Below are 24,094 nucleotides of genomic sequence, written 5' to 3'. Positions count from 1 at the left end.
ATCGGCGACGAGCGGCGGGTTCCGAACCCCACGGGGCAGCTTCGGCCTGCCTTGGAGAGCGGCAGGTCAGAGCAGGAGAGCGATAGCGCGCACGGCGGCCGCGCACAGGGCGACGAACCCGCCCAGCACGGCCAGTGCGCGCAGCCCTTCCCTGCGCAGATCGGGCAGCCGATGCCCGATCCGCTCGATCTCGCGCCCGGCGAAACCACCACACAGCATCCCGAACACCACGCCCGCCACCGTCACGGGCGCGGGCTGCTGCCACCAGTCGGAGTCGATCACTCCGCCGCCGGTCACCCAGAGCGCGCCGCCCGACGCCAGCGCGACCGGCACGCCCGGCCACACGCCGGCGGTGGCGGCCGCCCCGACCAGGGCGACCGGGAAGAGCAGCACGCGCAGCGCCACCCGCGTACGCCGCGAGCTGCGGTTCCTGACCAGCCAGTGGCTCATCCAGAGCGTCCTGGTCAGCACCACGAACACCGTGGTGATCGCGATGGAGGCGATCGGCCAGATCACCGAGGTCACCACGCACGGCACCGCGAGCACGGCCAGCATCAGCAGGGCGCCGTTGCCCGCGGGCAGCGTGGTGGTCGACTCCGCCCTGAGCCCGGCCTTTTTGCGCACCTGAGGCCGGCTCCGGACGGCCGCCGCCGCACGCTGGCGCGGCGCGGTCATCTTGGAACGCGCGAGAGCGGACTTCCCGTCCGCCGCGCCCGTGCGCCCGCGCGGCGCGGGCACCTCCGTGCGACTGCGGACCGCGGCGCTCTTCCCATCCGTGCCGGTACGGCCCCGCGCCGCGGCGCCCTTGCCGTCGGCGCGGACGGCCGAGCCCTTCGTGTCGGGGTTCGCACGGGTACGCGGTGCGGGCACCTTACTATCTGTGTTCGCCCGGCTCCGGGCGGATTTCTCCTCGGGGGTGGCGCGGCCAGTCTTGGCCTCCTCCGAGGACCCGGCGGCGGGCTCAGGCTCGGCCGCGCTGGTGGCTCTGGCCAGCCGCGACAGCCGATCGGCCAGCAACGCCGCCGTGGGGCGCTTGCCCGGCTCCCTGTTGAGCGCGGCGCGTACCAGCGGCAGCAGCTCCACGGGCACGCCCTTGAGGTCGGCCTGCCCGTTCAGCACCGCGTACATCTGCGCCTCGGCCGTCCCCCGCCCGAACGTCGGCCGCCCCGTCGCCGCGAACGCCACCGTCGCCGCCCAGGCGTGCACGTCGGCGGGCGAGTCGACCTGCTCGTCGGCGAAGATCTCCGGCGCGGTGTAGCCGGGCGTGCCGAGGAACGTGCCGGTCATGGTGAGCCGGGTCGCGTCGAGCACCTGCGCGATGCCGAAGTCGATGAGCACGGGCCCCTCGGAGCCCATGATGATGTTGCCCGGTTTGAGATCCCGGTGCACGACCCCGGCCGCGTGAATGATCGCCAGGGCCGCGGCGATGCCCTGCGCCAGGTCCACGAGGTCGGACACGTCGAGCGCGCCGCTCTGGCGTACGCGGTCGAGGAGCGTGGCGCCCTCGATGTACTCCATGACCAGGTACGGGCGGGCGCAGCTCAGGTCGGCGTCGAGCACCTTGGCCACGTACGGGCTCTCGACCCTGCGCAGCGCCCGGACCTCGCGCTCCAGCCGGACACGGGAGGTCTCATCCTCGGCCAGGTCGTGCAGGACCTTGAGAGCGACGCTCTCGCTCCGGCGGGTGGTCGCGAGGTAGACCTCGCCCATGCCGCCGCGACCGAGCCGCTCGACCAGGGTGTACGGCCCGATCTTGCCGAGCTTGCTCACCGTCTCTCCCCGCCCGGCCCGCCCATAAGGGACCTAACCTTAGCGCTGGGACCCCTGTCGGCGCTTGAGGCACGCCGAAGGATTATCGGCGAGTGTGATCGGAGAGCATGCTGTCGAGCCGGGCCGTGGGCTCGTCCGACAGCTGCCTGCGCCCCTTCCTGCGCCAGTGGACGTGTCCGCGGCTCTCGAGCCAGAGCAGCAACCGGTCGGCGCCGAACAGCACGGCAGCCGAGAAGACAAGGGCGATGACAATCTCCATGCCTCTCAGTCAACCTGCGCTCCACGGCGCCGGTCAGGCCGACACGCCGATCAACCGGCCACCACCGTGCCTTCTGACGTGCGCAAATGCCCCTCACCGGTGTAGATCCACTTGGTGGAGGTGAGCTCGGGCAGCCCCATCGGGCCGCGCGCGTGGAGCTTCTGCGTGGAGATGCCGATTTCCGCCCCGAACCCGAACTCCCCGCCGTCGGTGAACCTCGTCGAGGCGTTGACCGCCACGGCCGCCGAGTCGACCAGCGCCACGAACCTGCGCGCCGCCCGCTGCGACCTGGTGACGATGGCGTCGGTGTGGCCGGAGCCGTACTTCCTGATGTGGGCCACCGCCTCCTCCAGCGAGCCGACGACCGCGGCGGCGATGTCGAGCGAGAGGTATTCGGCGTAGAAGTCGTCCTCGGTGACGGGCACGACGCCCGAGCCGTGCCCGGCGATGCGCTCGTCACCGTGCACGGTCACGCCCGCCTCGGCGAGCGCCGCCAGCGCCCGCGGCACGAACGCGTCGGCGACGTCCTCGTGGACGAGGAACGTCTCGGCCGCGTTGCACACCGACGGCCGCTGCGCCTTGGCGTTGACCAGGATCTGCACGGCCAGGTCGACGTCGGCCTCGGCGTCCACGTAGACGTGGCAGTTGCCGACGCCGGTCTCGATCACCGGCACCGTGGACTCCTCCACCACCGAGTTGATCAGCGAGGCGCCCCCGCGCGGGATCAGCACGTCGACCAGGCCGCGGGCGCGCATGAGCTCCTTGACCGAGTCGCGGGTCTGCCCCGGCACGAGCTGGACGGCTCCGGCGGGCACCTCGGTGCCCTCCAGCGCGTCCTGCATGACCTTCACCAGGGCCGTGTTGGAGGAGTAGGCGCTGGAGGAGCCCCTGAGCAGGACCGCGTTGCCGCTCTTGAGGCAGAGCGCGGCGGCGTCGACGGTGACGTTGGGGCGGCCCTCGTAGATGATGCCGATGACGCCGAGCGGCACCCTGAGCTGGCGCAGCTCCAGCCCGTTGGGCAGGGTGGCGCCGCGGACGACCTCGCCGACCGGGTCGGGCAGGTCGGCCACCTGGCGCACGGCCTCGGCGATGGCGCCGACCCTGGCCTCGTCGAGCCGGAGCCGGTCGATCATCGCCTCGGACGTGCCCTGTGCCCTGGCCTGCTCGACGTCCTTGGCGTTGGCCTCGACGATCTCCGCCGCGTGCGCGACCAGGGCGTCGGCCACGGCACGCAGCGCCCGGTCCTTCGGCGCCCGCGGCAGCGGGGCCAGCTCGGCGGCGGCCTCTCGCGCCGCCTGGGCGACCTTCAAGAACTCTGTGCTCATGGCTCCGCTCCCTGCGTTCCCAGCACGCTCGTTGCCCCAGGGATGGGGACTAGTTGTGAGCTTCCAGTATGACGATGTCGTCACGGTGGATCAGCTCACGCTCATATTCCGGACCGAGCGCGCTGGCCAGCTCCCTGGTGGAGCGGCCGAGCAGACCCGGGATCTCGGTGGCGTCGAAGTTGACCAGCCCGCGAGCCACCACAAGCCCCTGAGGCCCGCACAGATCCACCGGATCGCCCGCCGCGAACTCACCCTCCACGGACGTCACCCCCGCGGGCAGCAGCGACTTGCGCCGCCCCACGATGGCCTCCACCGCCCCCTGGTCGAGGTGGAGGCGGCCACGCCCGGTGGTGGCGTGCGCGAGCCACAGCAGCCGCGTGCCGGGATGGCGGCCACCCGGGTGGAAGTAGGTGCCGACATCGGCTCCGCCGAGCGCCTGGGCGGCGTGAGCGGCCGCCGTGAGCACCACGGGAACGCCCGCCCCCGTGGCGATCCTGGCGGCCTGCACCTTGGTCACCATGCCGCCGGTGCCCACCGCCGCGCCGTTCTTCCCGAGCTCGACGCCGACCAGGTCTTCCGGCCCGCGGATCTCCGACAGGCGCTGGGAGCCGCTGCGGCTGGGCGGGCCGTCGTACAGGGCGTCGACATCGGACAGCAGGACGAGCGCGTCGGCGTGGATCAGGTGCGCCACCAGGGCCGCCAGCCGGTCGTTGTCGCCGAAGCGGATCTCGTCGGTGGCCACGGTGTCGTTCTCGTTGACGATGGGCACGATGCCCAGCTCCAGCAGGCGCGCGAGCGTGCGCTGGGCGTTGGCGTGGTGGGCGCGCCGCATCATGTCGTCGGCGGTCAGCAGCACCTGGCCCACGCGCAGGGAGTAGCGGGCGAAGGAGGAGGTGTAGCGGGCGACGAGCACACCCTGCCCGACGGACGCCGCCGCCTGCTGGGTGGCCAGGTCGCGTGGTCGCGCGGTCAGCCCGAGCGGGCCGAGGCCCGCCGCGATCGCCCCGGAGGAGACCAGGACGATCTGGGTCCCCGTACGGCGCCGCGCCGCCAGCACATCCACAAGGGCGTCGACCCGATCGACGTCGATCGTGCCCTGGGGGGTGGTGAGCGAGGAGGAGCCGACCTTGACAACGACCTTCGACGCTGAGCTGATCTGTTCCCGCACGTCTGGCAGCCTATCCGAGCCCCGAGGGCCCTTCGGTCCCGGAGCCCGGCGGGATACGGCCCGAAGACCCGCCCGCCACCCGGGCGGCCCGGCGCATGACGGCGGCCACCTCCACGGCCCCCACCCCGCGCCGCAGTTCAGGGACGGTCGGCGCTCAGGTCATCGATGCGCCCGCGGCGCTCCTGTCAGAGGCGGTTGTCGGACCCTCGCGGGCCCTGCCGTACGGACTCGGCGCTGAGCGTGGGCTGCCAGTCGAAGACGTAGCCGCCCTCCATCGACCCGATGACCACCTCGGCGCCGGCGGTGGCGCCGGCCTTGGCCAGCTCCGCCTCCACGCCGAGCCGTTCGAGCCGGTCGGCGAGGTAGCCCACGGCCTCGTCGTTGGTGAAGTCCGTCTGCCTGATCCACCGCTCCGGCTTCTCGCCGGTGATCTGGAACAGGTTCTCGTTGACCCGCCGCACCCGGAACCCGGCCTCGCCGAGCTGCTTGGGCCTGATGACCAGCCTGGTGGGCTCCTCGACCGGCTTCTGGGCCCTGGCCGCGGCGACCCACTCGCCCATCGCGTACGTGAGCTCCCGCAGCCCGTCATGCGTGGCGGCGGAGATCGTGAACACCCGCAGCCCCCGCGCCTCGAACTCGGGCCTGACCAGCTCGGCCAGCTCCCGCGCGTCGGGCACGTCCGCCTTGTTCAGCACGACCAGCCGGGGCCGGTCCTCCAGCTTCCCGTACGCGTGCAGCTCCGACTCGATGACCTCGTAGTCCGTGATCGGGTCGCGCCCGGGCTCCATGGTGGCGCAGTCGATGACGTGCACGAGCATGTCGCACCGCTCGACGTGCCGCAGGAACTCGTGCCCGAGCCCCTTCCCCTGCGAGGCCCCGGGGATCAGACCGGGCACGTCGGCGACGGTGAACACCGTCTCCCCCGCGGTCACCACCCCCAGGTTGGGGATCAGGGTCGTGAACGGATAGTCCGCGATCTTGGGCTTGGCCGCGCTCAGGGCGGCGATCAGCGAGGACTTGCCGGCGCTCGGGAACCCGACCAGCGCCACGTCCGCCACGCTCTTGAGCTCCAGCATGACGTCGAGCGCGTCCCCGGGCTCCCCGAGCAGCGCGAACCCGGGCGCCTTCCGCCTGGTCGTGGCGAGGGCGGCGTTCCCCAGGCCGCCGTGCCCGCCCTCGGCGATGACGTACCGCGTGCCGACACCCACGAGGTCGACCAGCACCTCACCCGTGGAGGCGTTCTTCACGACGGTGCCGTTGGGCACCGGCAGGACCACGTCCGGCCCGTTGGCCCCGTCCCGGTTGGAGCCCTGCCCCTGCTTGCCGTTCTCGGCCTTGCGGTGCGGCCGGCGGTGGTACTCGAGCAGCGTCGCCGTGTTGGGGTCGACCTCGAGGACGACGTCACCGCCCCGGCCGCCGTTGCCGCCGTCGGGGCCGCCGAGCGGCTTGAACTTCTCCCGGTGGATGGAGGCGCACCCGTTCCCCCCGTCACCGGCACCGATATGAAGGACCACCTGGTCCACAAAGTCCGGCACTCTGCACTCCTCCACACACACCGCCCACCGGCGGAAGTCAGCCAAAAGCAAAGGGGCGGATCGACACCGCGATCCACCCCTTTGGCAAGAAAACCCAAGGTCTACGGAGAGGAAGAACCCCTACTCCGCGACGGGAACGATGCTCACGGCCCGCCGGCCGCGCTTGACACCGAACTGCACGTGCCCGGCCGCCAGCGCGAACAGCGTGTCGTCGCCGCCACGCCCCACGTTGTCGCCGGGGTGGAAGTGGGTGCCACGCTGACGGACGATGATCTCGCCCGCGTTGACCAGCTGGCCGCCGAAGCGCTTGACGCCCAGGCGCTGAGCGTTGGAGTCACGACCGTTCCGGGTGGACGACGCGCCCTTCTTGTGTGCCATCTCTCAAACTCCCGTTCAGGCCTGCTCGATACCGGTGATCTTCACCTGGGTGTACCGCTGACGGTGACCCTGGCGCTTCTTGTAACCGGTCTTGTTCTTGTACTTGAGGATCCGGATCTTCGGGCCCTTGGTCTCGCCGAGGATCTCGGCGTTGACCGTGAACTTGCCCGCCTCCGTGGTCACATCGCCGTCGTTGACGACGAGCACCGTCGGCAGCGAAACCGAAGAGCCGACCTCGCCGGCGACCTTGTCCACCTCGAGGACGTCACCGACGGAGACCTTCTGCTGCCTGCCGCCGCAACGAACGATCGCGTACACCGCGGAACCCTTCTGACTCACTGTTGTCTCGTACATCAGCCGCCTCATCGAGAGGCGGCCGCCGAATGCTGCGCCTGTCATTCGGCCTGTCTCAAACCGACGAACCGAGTAAGCGCGCCAACAGGGCACGTCACCTGACGCACCGATACACCAGGGTACCGGATTAACGGTCCCCTAGGCGAACCGGACGGAACGTCGGAAGCCTGCCGAGAACTACTCGGCCGACTTGGCTCGGCGCGAGCGTCGCCGCCCTCTGCCGGAAGTCTGGCTGGCCTGGTCGTCCTCAGCCGGGACGTCTTCAAGCGCACCGGTCACCGTATCACGGCTCGGGGTGTCCTTGGCCGCGGAAACCTTGTCGGAGACCGCCTTCTCGATGGCCATCTTCCCCTGCGTGCCGCGCGGCTCAGGCTTGGGCTCGACCGGCTCCGTGGAGACGAGCAGGCCACGCCCGTTGCAGCACTCGCACGGCGTGGAGAAGGCCTCCAGCAGCCCCTGTCCGACCCGCTTACGCGTCATCTGGACCAGGCCCAGCGAGGTGACCTCGGCCACCTGGTGCTTGGTCCTGTCGCGGGCCAGGCACTCCAGCAGCCGCCGCAGCACCAGGTCGCGGTTGGACTCCAGCACCATGTCGATGAAGTCGATCACGATGATGCCGCCGATGTCGCGCAGCCTGAGCTGGCGCACGATCTCCTCGGCCGCCTCGAGGTTGTTGCGGGTGACGGTCTCCTCGAGGTTGCCGCCCTGCCCGGTGAACTTGCCGGTGTTGACGTCGACGACGGTCATCGCCTCAGTACGGTCGATCACCAGCGAGCCGCCGCTGGGCAGCCAGACCTTGCGCTCCAGCGCCTTGCCGAGCTGCTCGTCGATCCGGTAGTGCTCGAACACGTCACCCTGGTCGCCGTCCCACCGCGCCAGGCGCTCGCCCAGGTGCGGCGCGACGTACTTGACGTAGTCGTCCACCGTGTCCCAGGCGTCGGCGCCCTGCACGATCAGCGAGGTGAAGTCCTCGTTGAAGACGTCGCGCACGACCCGGATCGTGAGATCGGGCTCGGCGGACAGCAGCTCGGGCGGGCTGGCCGACTTGGCCTTCTTCTGGATGCTCTCCCACTGGGCGGACAGGCGGGCCACGTCACGCGCCAGCTCGTCCTCGGAGGCGCCCTCCGCGGCGGTACGCACGATCACACCGGCGTTCTCCGGCATGACCTTCTTCAGGATGCTCTTGAGCCGCGTGCGCTCCTTGTCGGGCAGCTTGCGGCTGATGCCGGTCATCGACCCGTCCGGCACGTAGACGAGGTAGCGCCCGGGCAGGCTGATCTGGGACGTGAGCCGGGCGCCCTTGTGCCCGATCGGGTCCTTCGTGACCTGTACGAGCACCGACTGGCCCGACTTCAGCGCCGCCTCGATGCGCTTGGGCTGGCCCTCCAGCCCGGCGGTGTCGAAGTTGACCTCACCGGCGTACAGGACGGCGTTGCGGCCCTTGCCGATGTCCACGAACGCCGCCTCCATCGAGGGCAGCACGTTCTGGACCTTGCCGAGGTAGACGTTGCCGACGTAGGACTGGCTGGCCTCGCGGTTGACGTAGTGCTCGACGAGCACGCCGTCCTCCAGGACCGCGATCTGCGTACGGTCGCCCTGGCGGCGCACCACCATCATCCGGTCGACGGACTCGCGGCGGGCCAGGAACTCCGACTCCGTGATGATCGGCGGACGCCTGCGGCCCAGCTCGCGCCCCTCGCGGCGGCGCTGCTTCTTGGCCTCGAGCCGGGTGGAGCCGCGCACGCTCTGCACTCCGTCGGTCGCGGTTTCCAGCCCGCTGCTGCGGCCCGCACGCGGCGCGCGGATGCGCACCACCGTGTTCGGCGGGTCGTCGCTGGCCGGCTCGGCGCCCTCCTCGGAGCCCCGGCGGCGACGGCGACGGCGGCGGCGCGAGGTCGAGGACTCCTCGTCGTGAGCGGCGCCCTCCTCGGCCTGCTCCTCCTCGGTCTCCTCGTCCTGCTCGTCGCCTTCCTCACCCTCGTCCCGCTCGCGCGCCTTGCCGCGGCCCCGGCCGCCCCGCCTGCGACGGCGGCGACGGCCCGCGCCCTCTTCCTCCTCCTGCTCGTCGGAGGTGTCGAGGTCGGTCTCGTCCTCTACCGCGGACTCGTCGACCGGCTCCTCGACCTCCTCGGGCTCGGGAGCGGGCTGCGGCGCCTCGGCCCGCCGGGTGACGGCGGGCTTGGCCTGGCTGGGGTCGGGCGCCTGGAACAGCGGCGCGAAGATGGCCGCCGGCCGCTGGAACGCGGTGCCGGGCTCGGCCGGCGTGCGCGCGGCGAACCCGAACGGGTCGGACAGCAGGCTCGACCGTGCGGGCTCCTCGTCGAGGTCCTCGCCCGCGGGCTCGTCGTCGAGGGGCTCGTTGTCGGGCAGGATCTCAAGGATGTCCTCATCCTCGGCCGCCTCGACATCACCGGCCCGCTTCGCCTCGGCCTGCGCACCACGGGCGGGCGCCGCCTCGGCGGTCGGCGCCGTCGTCGCGGCCTTGCCTACCGGGCCCTCGCTCGCGGCGGCCTTCTCGGAGTCGGCCACCGCCCCCACAGCGCCTGCGACGGCCTCCTCGACGGGCTCTTCCACCTTCTTGCGCGTCCTGCGCCGCTTCACCGGCTCGGCGGCCTCAGCGGGCGGCTCCTCCACCACGGGGGCAGCCTCGGCTTCGGCCTCGGCGGCCTTCTTGGTCGTACGGCGCCGCGTCGTCGTGGCGGTGGACCGGGTCCGCGTGGTCCTCTTGGGCTTCTCCTCGGCCACGGCCTCGGCCACGGTCTCGGCCACGGCCGCCTCGACCGGGCTCTCCGGCGCGGTCGCCGGCTCGGGCGCGGCGGTGCGGATCTCGGGCGCGGGCTCTCCCGCCGCGCGCTGCGCGGCGGTGCTCTGCACCGGTTGTACGTCAGCCACCGACGGCGCGGTCTGCGCCGCCGCAGTGGTGACCGGAACGTGGACAGGCTCCTCCGGCTCCGGCGGCGGACCCGCCGGGCGGCTGGCGGAGCGGCGACGTGGGGTCACCTCTGGCTGTTCAATTGTCTCCCCGTCAGGGCCAATGGCCCCGGCGTTGGGCTCGTTCTCGAGCATGCGGGCGCTCTCCCGTCAGCTCCCGGGCGCGTCGCCGCGCCGCGCAGGAGCCCTCGTGTCTCGTTGTCCGCCAACGCCCCCGAGGTGGGGGTGTCGGCGCTAAGTCCTGTCAGCGGTCGTGCCCCGCTCGCGCGAGGCACCTCCTCAACCGGCGACGTGCTCACTCGCCGGTCCCGCCTCGCCGCCGCGCGTGGTGTCGCGGTCCAGGTCGAGCGGATCGGCAAGCGCACCAGTGCTGACGTCGAGCGGCCCCTGCGCCAGCCTGGTCACCTCGGGGGGAACCGGCGGCGCGAAGTCGGCCACAAGGCGCAGCCCTGTGAGCACATCGTCGGGTCGAACGGCAGGCGTCATGTGCCGAACAACCATGCGCAGTATGACACACGGCCCTCCGAGCACCTGAGCTGCAGTTCTGTCTGTTCCCTCGGACACCGTGAGCCCCAGGACGGCCTCCCGCGCGTCGAAGCGACGGGGGCCCTTCTTGGTGAGGCGTTCGACCTCCACAGCGCCTGCCGCGAGAAACTTCTCCGCCGCCACCTCGGCGAGCTCGCGATCGGCACCGGGCAGCCGCACCTCCCAGTCGGAGACCTCCAAGCGGTCAGCCAGCCCACCCGGGCCCGCTGTCACAACGTCGAGCACATCGAGCCCCGGCGGCAGCGACCCGTCCAGGTCCTGTCTCACCTGCTCGGGATCGCACGGCGTGGTGACACCGATCTCGAGATATTCGGCTTCGCTGGCGACACCGGTCGGCGCCGCGCCCGCGTAGGAGATCTTCGGGTGGGGCGAGAAACCTGCGCTGTAGGCCACCGGTATGCCGGCACGGCGAACCGCTCTCTCAACGGCCCGCGAAATGTCGCGGTGGCTGGTGAAGCGCAGGCGGCCGCGCTTGGCGTAGCGCACGCGAAGGCGCTGCACCGTGGGCGCGGGCGGAGGCCCTTCGGGAACAGGTTTCAGAGCTTGTCGTCCTTCCCTTGTAAGAGTTCCTTCGTCTCAGGATAAGCCGCCCTGGCGCGTGTACGTGTACGCCGAGGCACCGGCTGCCCACTGAGCGCGCTAGACCACCGTAAGAGGAAGGAGTTTTCGCCCCGTGGGGCCGATCTGAATTTCCGTGCCCATCGTCGGGCAGACGCCGCAGTCGTAGCAAGGAGTCCAGCGGCAGTCTTCGACCTCGCCGCCGGAGACGGCCTCCTGCCAGTCCTGCCAGAGCCACTCACGGTCGAGCCCGGCGTCGAGGTGGTCCCATGGCAGGACCTCGTTCTCCGCCCGCTCGCGCGTGGTGTACCAGTCGACGTCGACGCCCGCCTTCTCGGCGGACGCCATCCAGCGCTCGTAGGAGAAGTGCTCGCTCCAGCCGTCGAACCTGCCGCCGTCCTCCCAGACGCCCCGGATCACGGCGCCGACCCGGCGGTCGCCGCGCGAGAGCAGGCCCTCCACGATCGAGGGCTTGCCGTCGTGGTAGCGGAAGCCGATGGCTCTGCCGTACTGCTTGTCGCCTCTCAGCGAGTCGCGCAGCTGCTTGAGCCGTCGGTCGACGGTCTCGTGGTCGGCCTGTCCGGCCCACTGGAACGGCGTGTGCGGCTTGGGCACGAAGCCGCCGATGGAGACCGTGCAGCGGATGTCGCGGCTGCCGGTCGCCTCGCGGCCCGCCTGGATGACCTTCTTGGCCAGGTCGGCGATGCCCAGCACGTCCTCGTCCTGCTCGGTGGGCAGGCCGCACATGAAGTAGAGCTTGACCTGCCGCCACCCCTGCGAATAGGCCGTGGTGACGGTGCGGATCAGGTCTTCCTCGGTGACCATCTTGTTGATCACCTTGCGCATGCGCTCGGAGCCGCCCTCCGGCGCGAACGTCAGGCCGGAACGCCTGCCGTTCCTGGAGAACTCGTTGGCCAGGTCGATGTTGAACGCGTCAACCCTGGTGGACGGCAGCGAGAGCGAGGTGTTGGTGCCCTCGTAGCGGTCGGCCAGGCCCTTGGCGACGTCACCGATCTCGGAGTGGTCGGCCGACGACAGCGACAGCAGGCCGACCTCGTTGAAGCCGGACTCCTTGATGCCGTTTTCGACCATCGCGCCGATGGTGGTGATCGAGCGCTCCCGCACCGGGCGCGTGATCATGCCCGCCTGGCAGAACCTGCAGCCACGGGTGCAGCCGCGGAAGATCTCCACGCTGAACCGCTCGTGCACGGTCTCGGCCAGCGGGACCAGCGGCTTCTTCGGGTAGGGCCACTCGTCGAGGTCCATCACGGTGTGCTTGTGCACCCGCCACGGCACGTCGGCCCTGTTGGGGGCGACGCGCTTGATGCGACCGTCCGGGTGGTAGTCCACATCGTAAAATTTCGGGATATATACCCCGCCGGACTCGGCGAGCCGCATGAGCAGCTCGTCCCGCCCGCCGGGTCTGCCCTCGGCCTTCCACTCGCGGATGACCTCGGAGATGGCGATGGAGATCTGCTCTCCGTCGCCGAGCACGGCCGCGTCGAGGAAGTCGGCGATCGGCTCCGGGTTGAAGGCCGCGTGGCCGCCGGCGAGCACGATCGGGTCGTCCTCGCCCCGGTCCACGGCCATCAGCGGGATGCCCGCCAGATCGAGCGCGTTGAGCATGTTGGTGTAGCCCAGCTCGGTCGAGAAGGACACGCCGAACACGTCAAAGGCGCGCACCGGCCGGTGCGCGTCGACGGTGAACTGCGGGACGCCCTCGGCCCGCATGAGCGCCTCGAGATCCGGCCACACCGCGTAGGTGCGCTCGGCCAGCGTGGCGGGCAGCTCGTTGAGGATCTCGTAGAGGATCGCCACACCCTGGTTGGGCAGCCCGACCTCGTAGGCGTCCGGGTACATCAGCGCCCACCGCACGTCGGCGGAGTCCCAGTCCTTGACGGTCGAGTTGAGCTCACCCCCGACGTACTGGATGGGCTTCTGCACCTTGGGGAGCAGCGCTTCCAGGCGGGGGAACACCGACTCGACAGACATACGGTCCAGGGTAGCGGCGCTCAGACGGTGGCAGGTCCAGGGATGTCGATGTCGTTGCCGATGAGCACCAGGAGGCGGTGCCCTTCATAGCAGGTCAGCTCGACGGCGATCACGCCGCTCGCCAGATTGTGCACGCCGACGACATGGTTCGCGGGCAGCAGAAAGCGCTCCTCGCACTCATCGCAATAGGCCAAGAACATGTCTCTAATTAAACGACTGTCTTCGCACCCTGATGGCTTGGAGAAGCCCAATCGCAATGAGATTCGCGAACGTGGCCGTACCGCCATATGACACGAACGGCAGCGGCAGCCCCGTGATCGGCATGATCCCGATCGTCATGCCCACATTGATGAACGTCTGGAACGCGAACCAGCACACGATCGTGCCCGCTACCAGCGTCCCGAACCTGTCGTCGCACTGCCTGGCGATCTTCAGCCCGCGCAGCAGCACCACCCCGAGCAGCAGCACCACCGTGACCGACCCGAGGAACCCGAACTCCTCCCCCGCCACCGTGAAGATGAAGTCGGTGTGCTGCTCGGGCACGAACCGCCCGGTCGTCTGCCCGCCGCCCAGCAGCCCCTTTCCCAGGAGCTGCCCGGAGCCGATCGCGATCATCGACTGCGTGCTGTTGTAGCCCACCCCGCGCGGATCGACGCTCGGATCGACGAACGCCGTAAATCGGGCCACCTGGTACGGCTCGAGCAGCTGGAAGTAGAACACCGAGAACACCCCGCCGGCCGCCACCAGCGTCAGCGCCGCGATCCACCGCTTGCGCACCCCCGCGATGATCAGCCCGGCGGCCGTGATCACCGCCAGCACCAGCGCCGTCCCGAGGTCCGGTTGGAGCATCACCAGCCCCATCGTGACCCCCGAGGCGAGGAGCGCCAGCCATATGTCCAGCGCGCGCGGCCGATCACTGCCCTCGGCCGGCTGCGCGAGCAGCATCGCGATGATCAGCAGCAGCCCGACCTTGGCGAACTCCGACGGCTGCACCGCGAACCCGCCACCGAGCAGGATCCACGAATGCGACCCGTTGATCGTCGCGCCCAGCGGCGTGATGACCAGCCCCAGCCCTATCAGCGACACCAGGAACACCAGCGGCGCGTACGCGCGCATCGCGCGATGGTCGACCGTCGCCACGATCGCGCACAGGATGATCCCGATCATCTCGTTGAAGACGTGCTTCTTGACCAGCCCCGTCGAGCCCGGGGCCCAGGTTCTGGTGGACGACCAGACGAGCAGCGTGCCGATCACGCACAGCCCGGCCACCGCGACCAGCATCAGGGCATCCAGCCTGCGCACCGTCGAGTTCTCACCGGCGACTCGGCGGAACAGCGACGGCCGCCGGACGGCCACCGTTCGATCGATCACCTCCGCACCTCCATCCCAGCGACCATCCACCCGACCACGCGGCCAGTCACCCACCCGACCACACAGCCGATCACCCACCCGGCCGCCCAGCCGACCACCCCTCCGACCACGCGACCGACCACCCACCGCCCCGCGCAGCGGATCACCCCTCCGGTCTCACGGCCGACCACCCACCGGCCCGCCGGCCCACCACCCGGCCGCCGAACCCCACTCCGCCCACCGCCCACCACGGGCCAACCCCTGCGCACGGGCCAACCCCTGCGCGCGCCGCCCACCGACCGCCCCCGGCCCGCACCACCCGCGACGGGCCGGCCCCCACGGCGATCCCCCACCGCCAACCAACGTCTCCGGCCGCCACCCGCCACAGGCCGGCCCCCGCTCACCACCGACCGACCCCCACGACCACCGCCGGCGCCGACCACCCGACCGCCCGCACCCGGCTCCAGGCTCTGGGCCCTCATCCTCCGGCCACCGTTCCGTCAGGCGAGAAGCTGGGCAGCCTCGTCGTGAGCTTCCCGCCGGGCACGGCGGGAGGCCGCTTGATGCCGTAGATCCCTTCGTAGATCTCCCGCACGGCCGGCGCCGCCGTCTGCGCGCCCATGCCACCCTGCGAGACCATGACCACGACCACGTACTGCGGATTCTTCGTGGGCGCGAATGACGCGAACCACGAGGTGTCCTGCTTACCCCAGACCTCCGCGGTGCCGGTCTTGCCGCCGATGCGCACCTTGTCCATCGGGAACCCGGCGAAGGCCCCCGCCGCGGTGCCGTCCGAGGGGACCTGGCTCAGCGCGTTCTTGATGTAGAGCCGTTCCTTCTCGCTGATCGGCAGCTTGCCCACGACCGGCACCGGGATGGTCCTGACGACCTTGCCGTCAGGCCGCACCTGCGCCCACCCGATGCGCGGGCTGCGCAGCTTCCCGTCGCTCACCAGTGCCATGTACGCCCGCGCGAGCTGCATCGGCGTCACCAGCACGTCGCCCTGGCCGATGGAGAAGTTGGCCGAGTCGCCCGGCCGCAGCAGGAACCCTTCGGTGCAGTTCTCCAGCGCGAGCCGTTTGAGGAAGTCGGCCCGCGCCCGATCCTTGACCTCCGGATATCCCTTGCGCGACCGCTCGCAGCTCACGGCGTTGGTGCGGTTCCACAAGTCCTTCTTCCACGCCCGGTCGGGGATGCGCCCGGAGGACTCGCCCGGCAGATCCACCCCGGTCGGCCTGCCGAACCCGAACGCCCTGGCCGTGTTGGCGAAGATCTCCTTGGTGGCCTTCTTCGGGTTGCGCCCGCCGTCCTTCAGGTACTGCTCGTACGCGGCTTTGTAGAAGATCGTGTCGCACGACTTGACCAGCGCGGTGTGCAGGCTGAGCGAGCCGAGCGAAACGCCGCGGAAGTTGCTGAACGCCCGGTCGCCGACCATGTAGGAGCCGGGGCATTCGTACGTGCCGTTCAGCGGGTATCCGGACCTCAGCATCGCCGACACCGACGAGATCTTGAACGTCGAACCCGGGGCGAACTGGCCGTTGATCGCCCGGGACACGAGCGGCATGTCGGACTTATCAGACAGCAGCCACTGATATCCGCGCGTCGAGATCCCGCCCGCCCAGACCGCCGGGTCGTATCCGGGAGCGCTGGCCAGCGCCACCACCCGTCCCGTACGCGCGTCGAGCACCACCCCCGCGCCGCCGTCAGCCGCCGGCGCGGACTTCATCGCCTTCGCCAGCGCCTTCTCCACCACGGACTGCACCCGCGAGTCGATGCTGGTCACCAGGTGGTCGCCGGGAATCGGGGTGATCTGCTCCTCAACGCCGAGCGCCTTGCCCATCCTGTCGACCTGCACCCTGCGCAGCCCCGACTTGCCGCGCAGCGCCTCGTCGTAGACGTACTCGAGCCCGTCACGCCCCGCCAGGTCCACCCCGGAGAAGCTGGCCTTCAGCCCTTCGCGCTTCTCCAGCTCGGCCTCGGTGACCGGCTGCAGGTAGCCGAGCATCTGCGCCCCGTCGCGCCCGCCGGGATACTGCCTGACGGAGTGGATCTCCGCCGTCACCCCGGGAAACTCCTCCTGCCGCTCGAGGATCTGCAGCGCCTCCCGAGTGTCCACCTTCTCGTCGAGCGGAACCGGCTGGTACGGCGATCCCGTCCAGCAGGGCTTGCGGACTCCCGGCCCGCACGGCGTGATGCGCTGCTGCAGATCGGCGACGGGCCGGCCGAGCACCGCCGACAGCTTGCTCAGCACCTTGAGCCCGCCGTCCTTCATCCTGGTCAGCCTGGTCCGGTCCACGGACACGACCAACGCGGTCTTGTTGCGCACCAACGGCCGCCCGTGCGAGTCGAGGATCTGCCCCCGCACGGCGGGCACGATCACGGCCCGTGTCCTGGTCTCCGTCGCCCGCGTCACGAACTCGTTCCCGCGCACCACCTGCACCTGCCACAGGCGCACGGCCAGCACGACCAGCAACGTCACGACGAGCACCTGCACCAGCAGCAGCCTGGCCCGCATCCGCATCATGTCGAGAACCCCGCCTCCCTGCCCCGTGTGGTCAGCCAGATCACGATGGGGGACACGACCAGCGTGTAGACGATGGTGACGGGCACCTGCTCGGTCAGCGTGGAGATCGTCACCCGGGGATCGGCGATCAGCCCGCTCACGACCGCCGCCAGCAACGGCGCCATCAGCACGCACAACACCACGGTGATGACCGGCCCACCCGCGCCGCGCCCGGCCACGTAACCGACGAGCGCCAGCACGAACGCGTACTGCCCCACGAGGTGCGCGGTCGGCGGCATGACATCGACGAGCAGCCCGGCGCTGAACCCGAGCACCGCCCCGGACGACGCGCCCCGCCCCAACGCCGCCCCGATCACGGCCAGCAGCACCAGGTCGGGCGAGCCCCCGGCCGGCAGGGGAAATCGGTTGACCAACATGACCTGCGCCAGCAAGGCCAACAACACGGACAACCCGCCGATCACCGCGCCCCCTCCCGGGAATCCCTCACAATCCGCCCCGCCCCGCACGCCCGCCCCATGCCCGACCCGCCGGATGGAGCCCGGCCAGGTCGTTCGAGCCGTTCCAGCGAACCGAGCCACCAACGATCCGACCCACCCGCTACCGACGCCCCCTGGCAATCCAGCCGAGCGGACACCGACACCCACCACCGATCCGCCCCGGCCACCACCGACGCAGACCGGAGACCCGGCCGGGTCTCCGCCGACGCGGACCGGAGAGCCGGCCGGACCACCGCCGACGGAGACCGGCGATCGAGCCGGGTCTCCGTCGACACCCACCGGCGATCCAGCCCAACAGCCACCGACGCCCACCGGCCACCGCCGGCCGCTCGGACCCGCGCCAACGACCGGCCCCGGGCCGGCGACCGGAGCCCACGCGAGCCCGACACCCAAGCCGACGTCTTCACCGGCTCCCGCCCCGGAGCTGAGCTGCCGCGCGGCGCTCGCGGGCCGATCCACTCGGAAGGCCTCCGCACCGCCCACGCCCAACCCTCGTCAGACGCCGCCACAAGCGCTCTCAGAGACGCGCAGCGCCGACCTCCCATGGAACGCTCCATGTGGCCACTGCCGCCCTGACACGCGCCCACACGCCCGCCAGCACCCCATCTCGCGCCTACGCTCCCGCCGGCGCTGCCCCACGAGGCCAGAGACGCGCCAGCACCGTTTCCGCGCGCACCCGGATCACCATGCCCATTGATCGGCAGGCGCCGTGAAACCGCCCGCCGCCCGATCATCGTGATCCCTCCGTGGCAGGCAGCGCCTTGGCAGGCAGCACCGCGTCACGCGGATCCCGCTTCGGAGCCTCCACCACCACACCGACCACGTCCAGCGAAGAAAGATCCGCGTACGGACGGGCGTACGCGATGCGGGTCAGCTCCCCCGGAGTCGACTCCACCCGCTCGATCACCCCGATAGGCACCCCCGGCACATACGGGCTGCCGTTCTGCGAGCCGAAGCTGACGATCCGCGCGCCGCTGGTCAGCGGGGCCGTGGAGTCGAGGAGCCGGAACTGGACGAGCCGCCCGTTCTCCCCCACCCCATGCACCACCCCGATCTCCTTGCCCCCCTCCAGCCGCGCCCCGACGGCCGAGGCCGGGTCGCTGAGGAGCACCACCGTCGAGCTGTGCGGGGCCGCGTTGATGACGCGCCCGACCAGACCGTCGCCGCTGAGCACGGTCATCTCCGTACGGATGCCGTCACTCGTGCCCGCGTCGATCTGCACGGCGTCCTCGAAGCCCGGCAGCCCGCGCCGGGCGACCACGTTGGCCGGGACCACCTTGTATCCACCCGACCCCGACAGGCCGAGCAACTGCTTGAGCTCCTTGGAGCGGGTCGCGTCGAGCTTGCTGGCGACCAGGCCGGCCCGGAGCTGGGCGTTCTCCGCTTTGAGCGCGTTGATGCGGTCCTGGGCGCCGGGCGCGTCCACGAGAGCGCGGACGAACCCGCTGACGGGGCGCACCAGCCCCCCGCCGAACTGTTCCGCTGTGCCGAACACATAAGCCGCCGCCGTTCGCAGCGGCCGCAGCGGCGAGCTGTCGCCAGTGCGATGGTCGACGGTCAGGATGATCAGGGCCGCTGTCAGCAGCCCGCCCAGGATCAGCCGCGCATGGCGAGAGTCTCTCATCAGTGCCGCGACTCCGGCACCAGGACCTGCTGGAGCGCCTCGAACTCCTCGGCGCACTTGCCGGAGCCGATGGCGACCGAGTCGAGCGCGTTTTCGACCAGGTGCACAGGCATGCCCGTCTCCGCCTTGACGCGCTCGTCCAGCCCCTTGAGCAGGGCGCCCCCGCCGGTGAGCGCGATGCCGCGGTCCATGATGTCGCCGGACAGCTCGGGCGGACACTTGTCGAGCGTGGTCTTGACCGCGTCGACGATGGCGTTGACCGGCTCCTCGATGGCCTTCCTGACCTCTTCGCTCGACACGACGATGGTCTTGGGCAGCCCGCTGACCAGGTCGCGCCCGCGGATCTCCGCGTGCGACTCCTCGCCGGTCGGGCCGGCCGAGCCGATGGCGATCTTGATCTCCTCGGCGGTGCGCTCGCCGAGCATCAGCGAGTATTCCTTCTTGGCGAACGCGATCACCGCCTGGTCGAGCTCGTCGCCGCCGATCCTGATGGACTGGCTGGTGACCACGCCGCCCATCGAGATGATCGCCACCTCGGTGGTGCCCCCGCCGATGTCGACCACCATGTTTCCGGTCGGCTCGTGCACCGGGAGCCCGGCCCCGATGGCGGCGGCCATGGGCTCCTCAACGATGTAGACCTTCCTGGCGCCTGCCTGGTAGCCGGCTTCCTTCACCGCGCGCTGCTCCACGCTGGTGATGCCGCTCGGCACGGCGATGATGATGCGTGGCTTGGCGAGATGCCGACGTCGGTGCACCCTCTGGATGAAATATCGCAACATCCGCTCAGTGACATCGAAGTCGGCGATCACGCCGTCTTTGAGCGGGCGGACGGCGACGATGTTGCCAGGCGTACGGCCGATCATCCGCTTGGCCTCGATGCCGACCGCCACGATCTTGCCTGTGGCGGTGTTGATCGCTACGACTGAGGGCTCGTTGAGCACGATGCCCCGGCCGCGCACGTAGACCAGCGTGTTGGCGGTGCCCAGGTCGACCGCCATGTCACGGCCGAGAAACGCGAGCTTGCTGCCCATGGGGAACGGAGCCCTCCGTAACGTCGTTCGCGAATGATTACGGATCGAATTCGAATCGTAACGTGACGTACCCACCGATGGGCGCAATGAGCCCTCGCGCCCCACAAAAATCTCCAGCCCCTACCTCAACCGCGATTTTGCCCGGATTGCACCACAACACCCAAAGGCTTGCTGGAACGATCCAAAACGCCCATCGGCCCGAGGCCTCACGTATCGACCCTGCCAACCGTACGCCGAAGCGCCGACAAAATCCCGCCCCCGCCACGCCCACGAATCGGCCCCGCACACCAAGACCTCGCCACCCTACGACAGGCGCCCGTCAAAAACGCGCGCCCGCGCAGCGACATGCTGCGCGGGCGCGGATTGGCGAGGCGAATCGCCTAGAAACGGTCAGGGAAGAAGATCTTGATCTCCCTGGCGGCCGACTCGGGCGAGTCGGAGCCGTGGACGACGTTTTCGCCGATCTCGAGGGCGTGGTCGCCGCGGATCGTGCCGGGGGCCGACTTGACCGGGTCGGTGGCGCCGGCCAGCGCGCGGAACGCCTCGACGGCGCGCGGGCCCTCGAGGACCAGGGCGACGAGCGGCCCCGACGTGATGAACTCGACGAGCTCACCGAAGAACGGCCGCTCGGAGTGCTCGGCGTAGTGCGACTTGGCCGTGTCGGCGTCGAGGGTGCGCAGGTCCATCGCCACGACCTTGAGGCCCTTGCGCTCCACACGGGCGATCACGTCACCGATGAGGCCGCGCTTAACCCCGTCGGGCTTGATCAGGACAAGAGTGCGCTCGGACACTTGGAGTTCTCCTTCGAACAGAGTGAGGATCGCGATCACGGGCGCCCGGCCCGGCCGCGGGATGCTTCGCGGGGGACGGGCCCACGCGTCGCCGTGGCTTGGGCCTCAGCTTACCGTCCCGCGCCCCCACCCTCGCTTTCCTACGGAACGGCGTCATGGAGAGGCGGTGTCCTCGGGCGATTGGCCCTGCGGCGGCACGGCGGGCACCGAATCGGCAGATTCGTCCTCATCCTCCGCCTTGTCGTCCCCCTCCGCAGGTGACGCGGACGCCGTTTCTTCGGGCCTGGCGGCACTCCGCCGGGCCATCACGGTGGAGAGCACGATGACCAGCACCACGAGGAAGCCGCCGATCAGGGCCCACGAGTGCAGCGCCCCGACGAAGCTGTCGACCAGCTCCTGGGCCGACGAAACCCCGTCCAGCATCGCCATCTGCACGCCCGTACCGAGCAGGAACCCCGCCAGCACCCCCGCGACGCACAGCGAGAGCCCGAAGACGGCCGTCCCGACCCCCACCTCCTGCAGCGCCGACGTCAACGCCACCGCCGCCCCCACGGCGAGCAGCGTGAACGGCACCGCCAGCACCAACCCGTCGGCCGACGGCACGACGAGCCGCACCGAGCATAGCCCCACGACCATCGCGAGCAACCCGAAAGGCACCAGCCATCGCCCGGGGGCCGGCGCGAACCGGCGCACGGCCGTCGCAGCGCCGACGGCGAGCAGCCCGGCCACCGCGAACGGCACCCAGAGCCCCCGCAGGCCCGGCCCGCCGAGCCCGCCCATCTCCACCAGCGTGACCTGCGCCGCGCTGGGCAGCAGCACCACGCCGACCGCCACCATGGAGTACGCCAGCGTACGGCTCTCTGCGGCCCCTATCGTGGCCAGCCCCAGCAGCCCGGCCACGGCCACCACCGCCAGCACGATCACCGGCATGGCCCGCCATCCCTCGGTCGCGGTGCTGATCGCCACGACCGCGATGCCCGCCGCCGGCACGGCGGCCAGCAGCAGCCGGCTCCGCTCCCCGTCGTTGAGCATCGGCGTGGCCGGCCGCCCGAGCAGGATCCAGATGAGCAGGTACGCGCCCGCCAGAGCCAGCGCGATCCCCGTCAGCATCGGGTACGGCTGCAGCGTGACCTTCCAGCTGCTCGCCTTGTCGAGCGGCCACAGCGCCAGCGCCTCGGCCGCGAGCAGGCTCACGCTGAAGACGCCCACCCACAGCGCCCGCAGCACCGGCACACGGTCCCAGACGGCCGCCAGCGTGGCTGGCACGACCAGGCCCGCGCCGACGCCGCGCAGCACCCGCACCGCTCCGGCGAGAAGCTCCGAGTCCGCGTATCCACCGGCGACGTCGGACAGGGCCACCAGGGCCAGCCCCAGCAGCACCACGTGAACCACCTGCACGCGCCGCAGCACCACCGCCGCCAGCGGCACGGTCAGCATCAGCGCGGGCAGGGCGAGCCCGTGCGTGCGCATCAGCCCGACCTGGTCGACATCGCCGGGCAGCAGCTTGGCGACGACGGAGAGCGTATTGGGAACGGTGACGATCGCCAGCGGCAAGGCGGCAACGACGAGCAGCCCGAGCGTCACATCGAGCAGCCATGGGACCCTGGGCCCGGCCGACCGCTGAATCGGGGGGACGGTCATGCGCCCGACTTTAGCGGGAAGTAGCGCCCTCAACACGGCGAGCGACGATAATCGCCGTGATCCACAGCGCCGTGAAGATCGCGCCGAGGAAGAACATCATCGGCACGAGGAAGCCCGTGCAGATCGCCAGCACCTGTACGAGGCTGCCGAGGATGTAGCCGAAAGGCCGCTTGAGCAGGCCCGCGGCGACCACGCACAGCACGGCAAGCCCGATGCCGGCGGTCACCGCGAGCGCGGGCGCCACCCCGCCCACGGTGATCGCCACGGGCGTGATCAGCCCCGCCACGATGGCCTCCATGCCGAGCACGCTGGCGCCCAGCCTGCGCATACCTGGAGTCACCTGGAAATTCATCGCGAACCATCCGCCTTGAGCAGCTGCCGCGCGTCACCCGCCGTCACGACCGACCCGGTGATGAACACGCCGGTGCCGCTGAACTCGCCATCGGCGTCGGCGACGCCGATGGCCTGGTCGATGGCGTCGTCGAGCCGCTCGACCACGTGTACGCGCTCCTCACCGAACAGCGGCTCGGCCAGGGACGCCAATTCCTCCGGCGACATGGACCTGGGCGAGGAGTTACGCGTGACGATGATCTCGTCGAGCATCGGTTCGAGCAGCTCGAGCAGCGCGTCGACGTCCTTGTCCCGCATGACCGCGAGGACCCCGACGACCTTGGCGAAGTCGAACGCCTCGTGCAGCCCCTCCAGGGTCGCCTGCATGCCGCCCGGGTTGTGGGCCGCGTCGATCACGACCGTCGGCGTCCGCCGCACGACCTCCATCCGCCCCGGCGAGGCGGCCTGCGCGAACGCCTGCCGTACGAGGTCGACGTCGAGCGGGTCGTCACCGCCGGTCAGCGCCTCGACAGCGGCCAGCGCGCAGACCGCGTTGCTCGCCTGGTGCGCGCCGTAGAGCGGCAGGTAGACCTCGTCGTAGACCCCCTTGAGGCCGCGCAGGGTGAGCAGCTGCCCGCCGATGGCCACCTCCCGGTTGAGCACGCCGAACTCGAGCCCCTCACGGGCCACGACCGCGCCCACCTCGGCCGCCCGCCGCATGAGCACCTCTGCGGCGGCCAGCTCCTGCTGGGCGAGCACGGTGGTCGAGCCGGGCTTGATGATGCCCGCCTTCTCGCCGGCGATGCTGGGAATGTCGGGACCCAGACGGTCGGTGTGATCGAGCGAGATGGGCGTGATGACGGACACGAGGCCATCGGCCACGTTCGTCGCGTCCCAGGACCCACCCATGCCGGCCTCGATCACGGCGACGTCGACCGGGGTGTCGGCGAAGGCGGCGAAGGCCATGGCGGTCAGCAGCTCGAAGAACTGGATGCGCCGCCCCTGGGTGTCGGTCAGCTCGACATACGGGATGATCTCCTCGTAGACCTCGGCGAACCGCTCCTCGCTCAGCGGCTCGCCGTCCACCGTGATCCGCTCGCGCACCGACACCAGATGAGGGCTGGTGAACCGCCCCACTCTGAGATTGCGCTCCTTGAGCAGAGCCTCGGTGAGCCGGGCCGTGCTCGTCTTTCCGTTGGTGCCCGCGATGTGTATGACCGGGTACGCCCTCTGCGGCGAACCGAGCACATCAAGAAGGGCCGCGATCCTGTCGAGCGTCGGCTCGAAATCCCACTCGACGCCGCGCTCCATGATCGCGCGTTCTACCGCACGATAATCCACCCCTTAACCCTACTGACCGCCGGCAGCGGTCCCGACCGGGGGCCGTGATGGCACAAAAAAAGGGGGTCCGACGCCCAAGGCGTCGAACCCCCTCAAAGATTGTCCGGCGGCGACCTACTCTCCCACACCCTCCCGAGTGCAGTACCATC

General features: G+C 70.5%; 20 protein-coding genes. All 20 read right to left on the bottom strand.

Annotation, left to right across the window (positions count from 1 at the left end; all coding sequences use genetic code 11):
• Window positions 1-66: 66 nt before the first annotated feature.
• The 20 genes from AB0L65_RS57540 to AB0L65_RS57445 all read right to left on the bottom strand — a co-directional run bounded on the left by AB0L65_RS57540 (window position 67) and on the right by AB0L65_RS57445 (window position 23,915).
• Entirely contained in the window at window positions 67-1,770 is a 1,704-nt protein-coding gene (locus AB0L65_RS57540) for a protein kinase (protein WP_364265223.1), read from the bottom strand.
• A gap of 82 nt (window positions 1,771-1,852) precedes the next feature.
• Entirely contained in the window at window positions 1,853-2,029 is a 177-nt protein-coding gene (locus tag AB0L65_RS57535) for a hypothetical protein (protein WP_350740718.1), read from the bottom strand.
• A 50-nt stretch (window positions 2,030-2,079) separates the two neighbouring features.
• Entirely contained in the window at window positions 2,080-3,354 is a 1,275-nt protein-coding gene (locus AB0L65_RS57530; RefSeq protein ID WP_350740720.1) for a glutamate-5-semialdehyde dehydrogenase, read from the bottom strand.
• 49 nt (window positions 3,355-3,403) lie between these two features.
• On the bottom strand, window positions 3,404-4,531 hold the full coding sequence (gene proB, locus AB0L65_RS57525) for a glutamate 5-kinase (RefSeq protein WP_319712644.1): 1,128 nt from the start codon (window positions 4,529-4,531) through the stop codon (window positions 3,404-3,406).
• A 176-nt stretch (window positions 4,532-4,707) separates the two neighbouring features.
• Window positions 4,708-6,057, bottom strand: a complete 1,350-nt coding sequence (gene obgE / locus AB0L65_RS57520) for a GTPase ObgE (protein WP_350740722.1) — start codon at window positions 6,055-6,057, stop codon at window positions 4,708-4,710.
• Window positions 6,058-6,177: 120 nt separating this feature from the next.
• Window positions 6,178-6,435, bottom strand: coding sequence for a 50S ribosomal protein L27 (gene rpmA / locus AB0L65_RS57515; protein WP_012893687.1), 258 nt, complete (start codon window positions 6,433-6,435; stop codon window positions 6,178-6,180).
• Between the two features lie 15 nt (window positions 6,436-6,450).
• Window positions 6,451-6,753 carry a 50S ribosomal protein L21 gene (rplU, locus tag AB0L65_RS57510; protein ID WP_080046162.1) on the bottom strand — a complete coding sequence of 101 codons (303 nt, stop codon included), beginning with the start codon at window positions 6,751-6,753 and terminating at the stop codon, window positions 6,451-6,453.
• A 213-nt stretch (window positions 6,754-6,966) separates the two neighbouring features.
• Window positions 6,967-9,855, bottom strand: a complete 2,889-nt coding sequence (locus AB0L65_RS57505) for an Rne/Rng family ribonuclease (RefSeq protein WP_364265220.1) — start codon at window positions 9,853-9,855, stop codon at window positions 6,967-6,969.
• Window positions 9,856-9,999: 144 nt separating this feature from the next.
• A complete protein-coding gene (locus AB0L65_RS57500) occupies window positions 10,000-10,752 on the bottom strand; it encodes a TIGR03936 family radical SAM-associated protein (RefSeq protein ID WP_350740726.1) in 753 nt (250 codons plus the stop codon).
• Window positions 10,753-10,905: 153 nt separating this feature from the next.
• The gene (locus tag AB0L65_RS57495; protein ID WP_364265219.1) at window positions 10,906-12,816 is read right to left on the bottom strand and encodes a TIGR03960 family B12-binding radical SAM protein; all 1,911 of its coding nucleotides are present in this window, start codon (window positions 12,814-12,816) and stop codon (window positions 10,906-10,908) included.
• Window positions 12,817-12,836: 20 nt separating this feature from the next.
• The gene (locus tag AB0L65_RS57490) at window positions 12,837-13,016 is read right to left on the bottom strand and encodes a hypothetical protein (RefSeq protein WP_350740730.1); all 180 of its coding nucleotides are present in this window, start codon (window positions 13,014-13,016) and stop codon (window positions 12,837-12,839) included.
• A gap of 4 nt (window positions 13,017-13,020) precedes the next feature.
• On the bottom strand, window positions 13,021-14,187 hold the full coding sequence (rodA, locus tag AB0L65_RS57485; RefSeq protein ID WP_350740732.1) for a rod shape-determining protein RodA: 1,167 nt from the start codon (window positions 14,185-14,187) through the stop codon (window positions 13,021-13,023).
• A 457-nt stretch (window positions 14,188-14,644) separates the two neighbouring features.
• Window positions 14,645-16,690 carry a penicillin-binding protein 2 gene (mrdA, locus tag AB0L65_RS57480; protein ID WP_350740734.1) on the bottom strand — a complete coding sequence of 682 codons (2,046 nt, stop codon included), beginning with the start codon at window positions 16,688-16,690 and terminating at the stop codon, window positions 14,645-14,647.
• On the bottom strand, window positions 16,687-17,151 hold the full coding sequence (mreD, locus tag AB0L65_RS57475; RefSeq protein ID WP_364265217.1) for a rod shape-determining protein MreD: 465 nt from the start codon (window positions 17,149-17,151) through the stop codon (window positions 16,687-16,689). Before mreD ends, mrdA begins: the two co-directional genes overlap by 4 nt.
• A 766-nt stretch (window positions 17,152-17,917) precedes the next feature.
• A complete protein-coding gene (gene mreC, locus AB0L65_RS57470) occupies window positions 17,918-18,811 on the bottom strand; it encodes a rod shape-determining protein MreC (protein WP_364265215.1) in 894 nt (297 codons plus the stop codon).
• Window positions 18,811-19,842 carry a rod shape-determining protein gene (locus AB0L65_RS57465; protein WP_185078196.1) on the bottom strand — a complete coding sequence of 344 codons (1,032 nt, stop codon included), beginning with the start codon at window positions 19,840-19,842 and terminating at the stop codon, window positions 18,811-18,813. Before AB0L65_RS57465 ends, mreC begins: the two co-directional genes overlap by 1 nt.
• Before the next feature lie 380 nt (window positions 19,843-20,222).
• On the bottom strand, window positions 20,223-20,633 hold the full coding sequence (gene ndk, locus AB0L65_RS57460) for a nucleoside-diphosphate kinase (protein WP_350740740.1): 411 nt from the start codon (window positions 20,631-20,633) through the stop codon (window positions 20,223-20,225).
• A gap of 153 nt (window positions 20,634-20,786) precedes the next feature.
• On the bottom strand, window positions 20,787-22,274 hold the full coding sequence (locus AB0L65_RS57455) for a hypothetical protein (RefSeq protein WP_364265213.1): 1,488 nt from the start codon (window positions 22,272-22,274) through the stop codon (window positions 20,787-20,789).
• Window positions 22,275-22,284: 10 nt separating this feature from the next.
• On the bottom strand, window positions 22,285-22,602 hold the full coding sequence (locus AB0L65_RS57450) for a DUF4233 domain-containing protein (RefSeq protein WP_192786901.1): 318 nt from the start codon (window positions 22,600-22,602) through the stop codon (window positions 22,285-22,287).
• Window positions 22,603-22,622: 20 nt separating this feature from the next.
• Complete coding sequence (locus AB0L65_RS57445) at window positions 22,623-23,915, bottom strand: folylpolyglutamate synthase/dihydrofolate synthase family protein (RefSeq protein WP_364265306.1); 1,293 nt, start codon at window positions 23,913-23,915, stop codon at window positions 22,623-22,625.
• Between the last annotated feature and the right edge of the window lie 179 nt (window positions 23,916-24,094).

The organism is Nonomuraea sp. NPDC052116 (assembly GCF_040680035.1).
Taxonomy (GTDB): Bacteria; Actinomycetota; Actinomycetes; order Streptosporangiales; family Streptosporangiaceae; genus Nonomuraea; species Nonomuraea angiospora_A.
The sequence above is the reverse complement of the archived record's forward strand: the minus strand, read 5'-3'. Positions and strand labels throughout refer to the sequence as shown.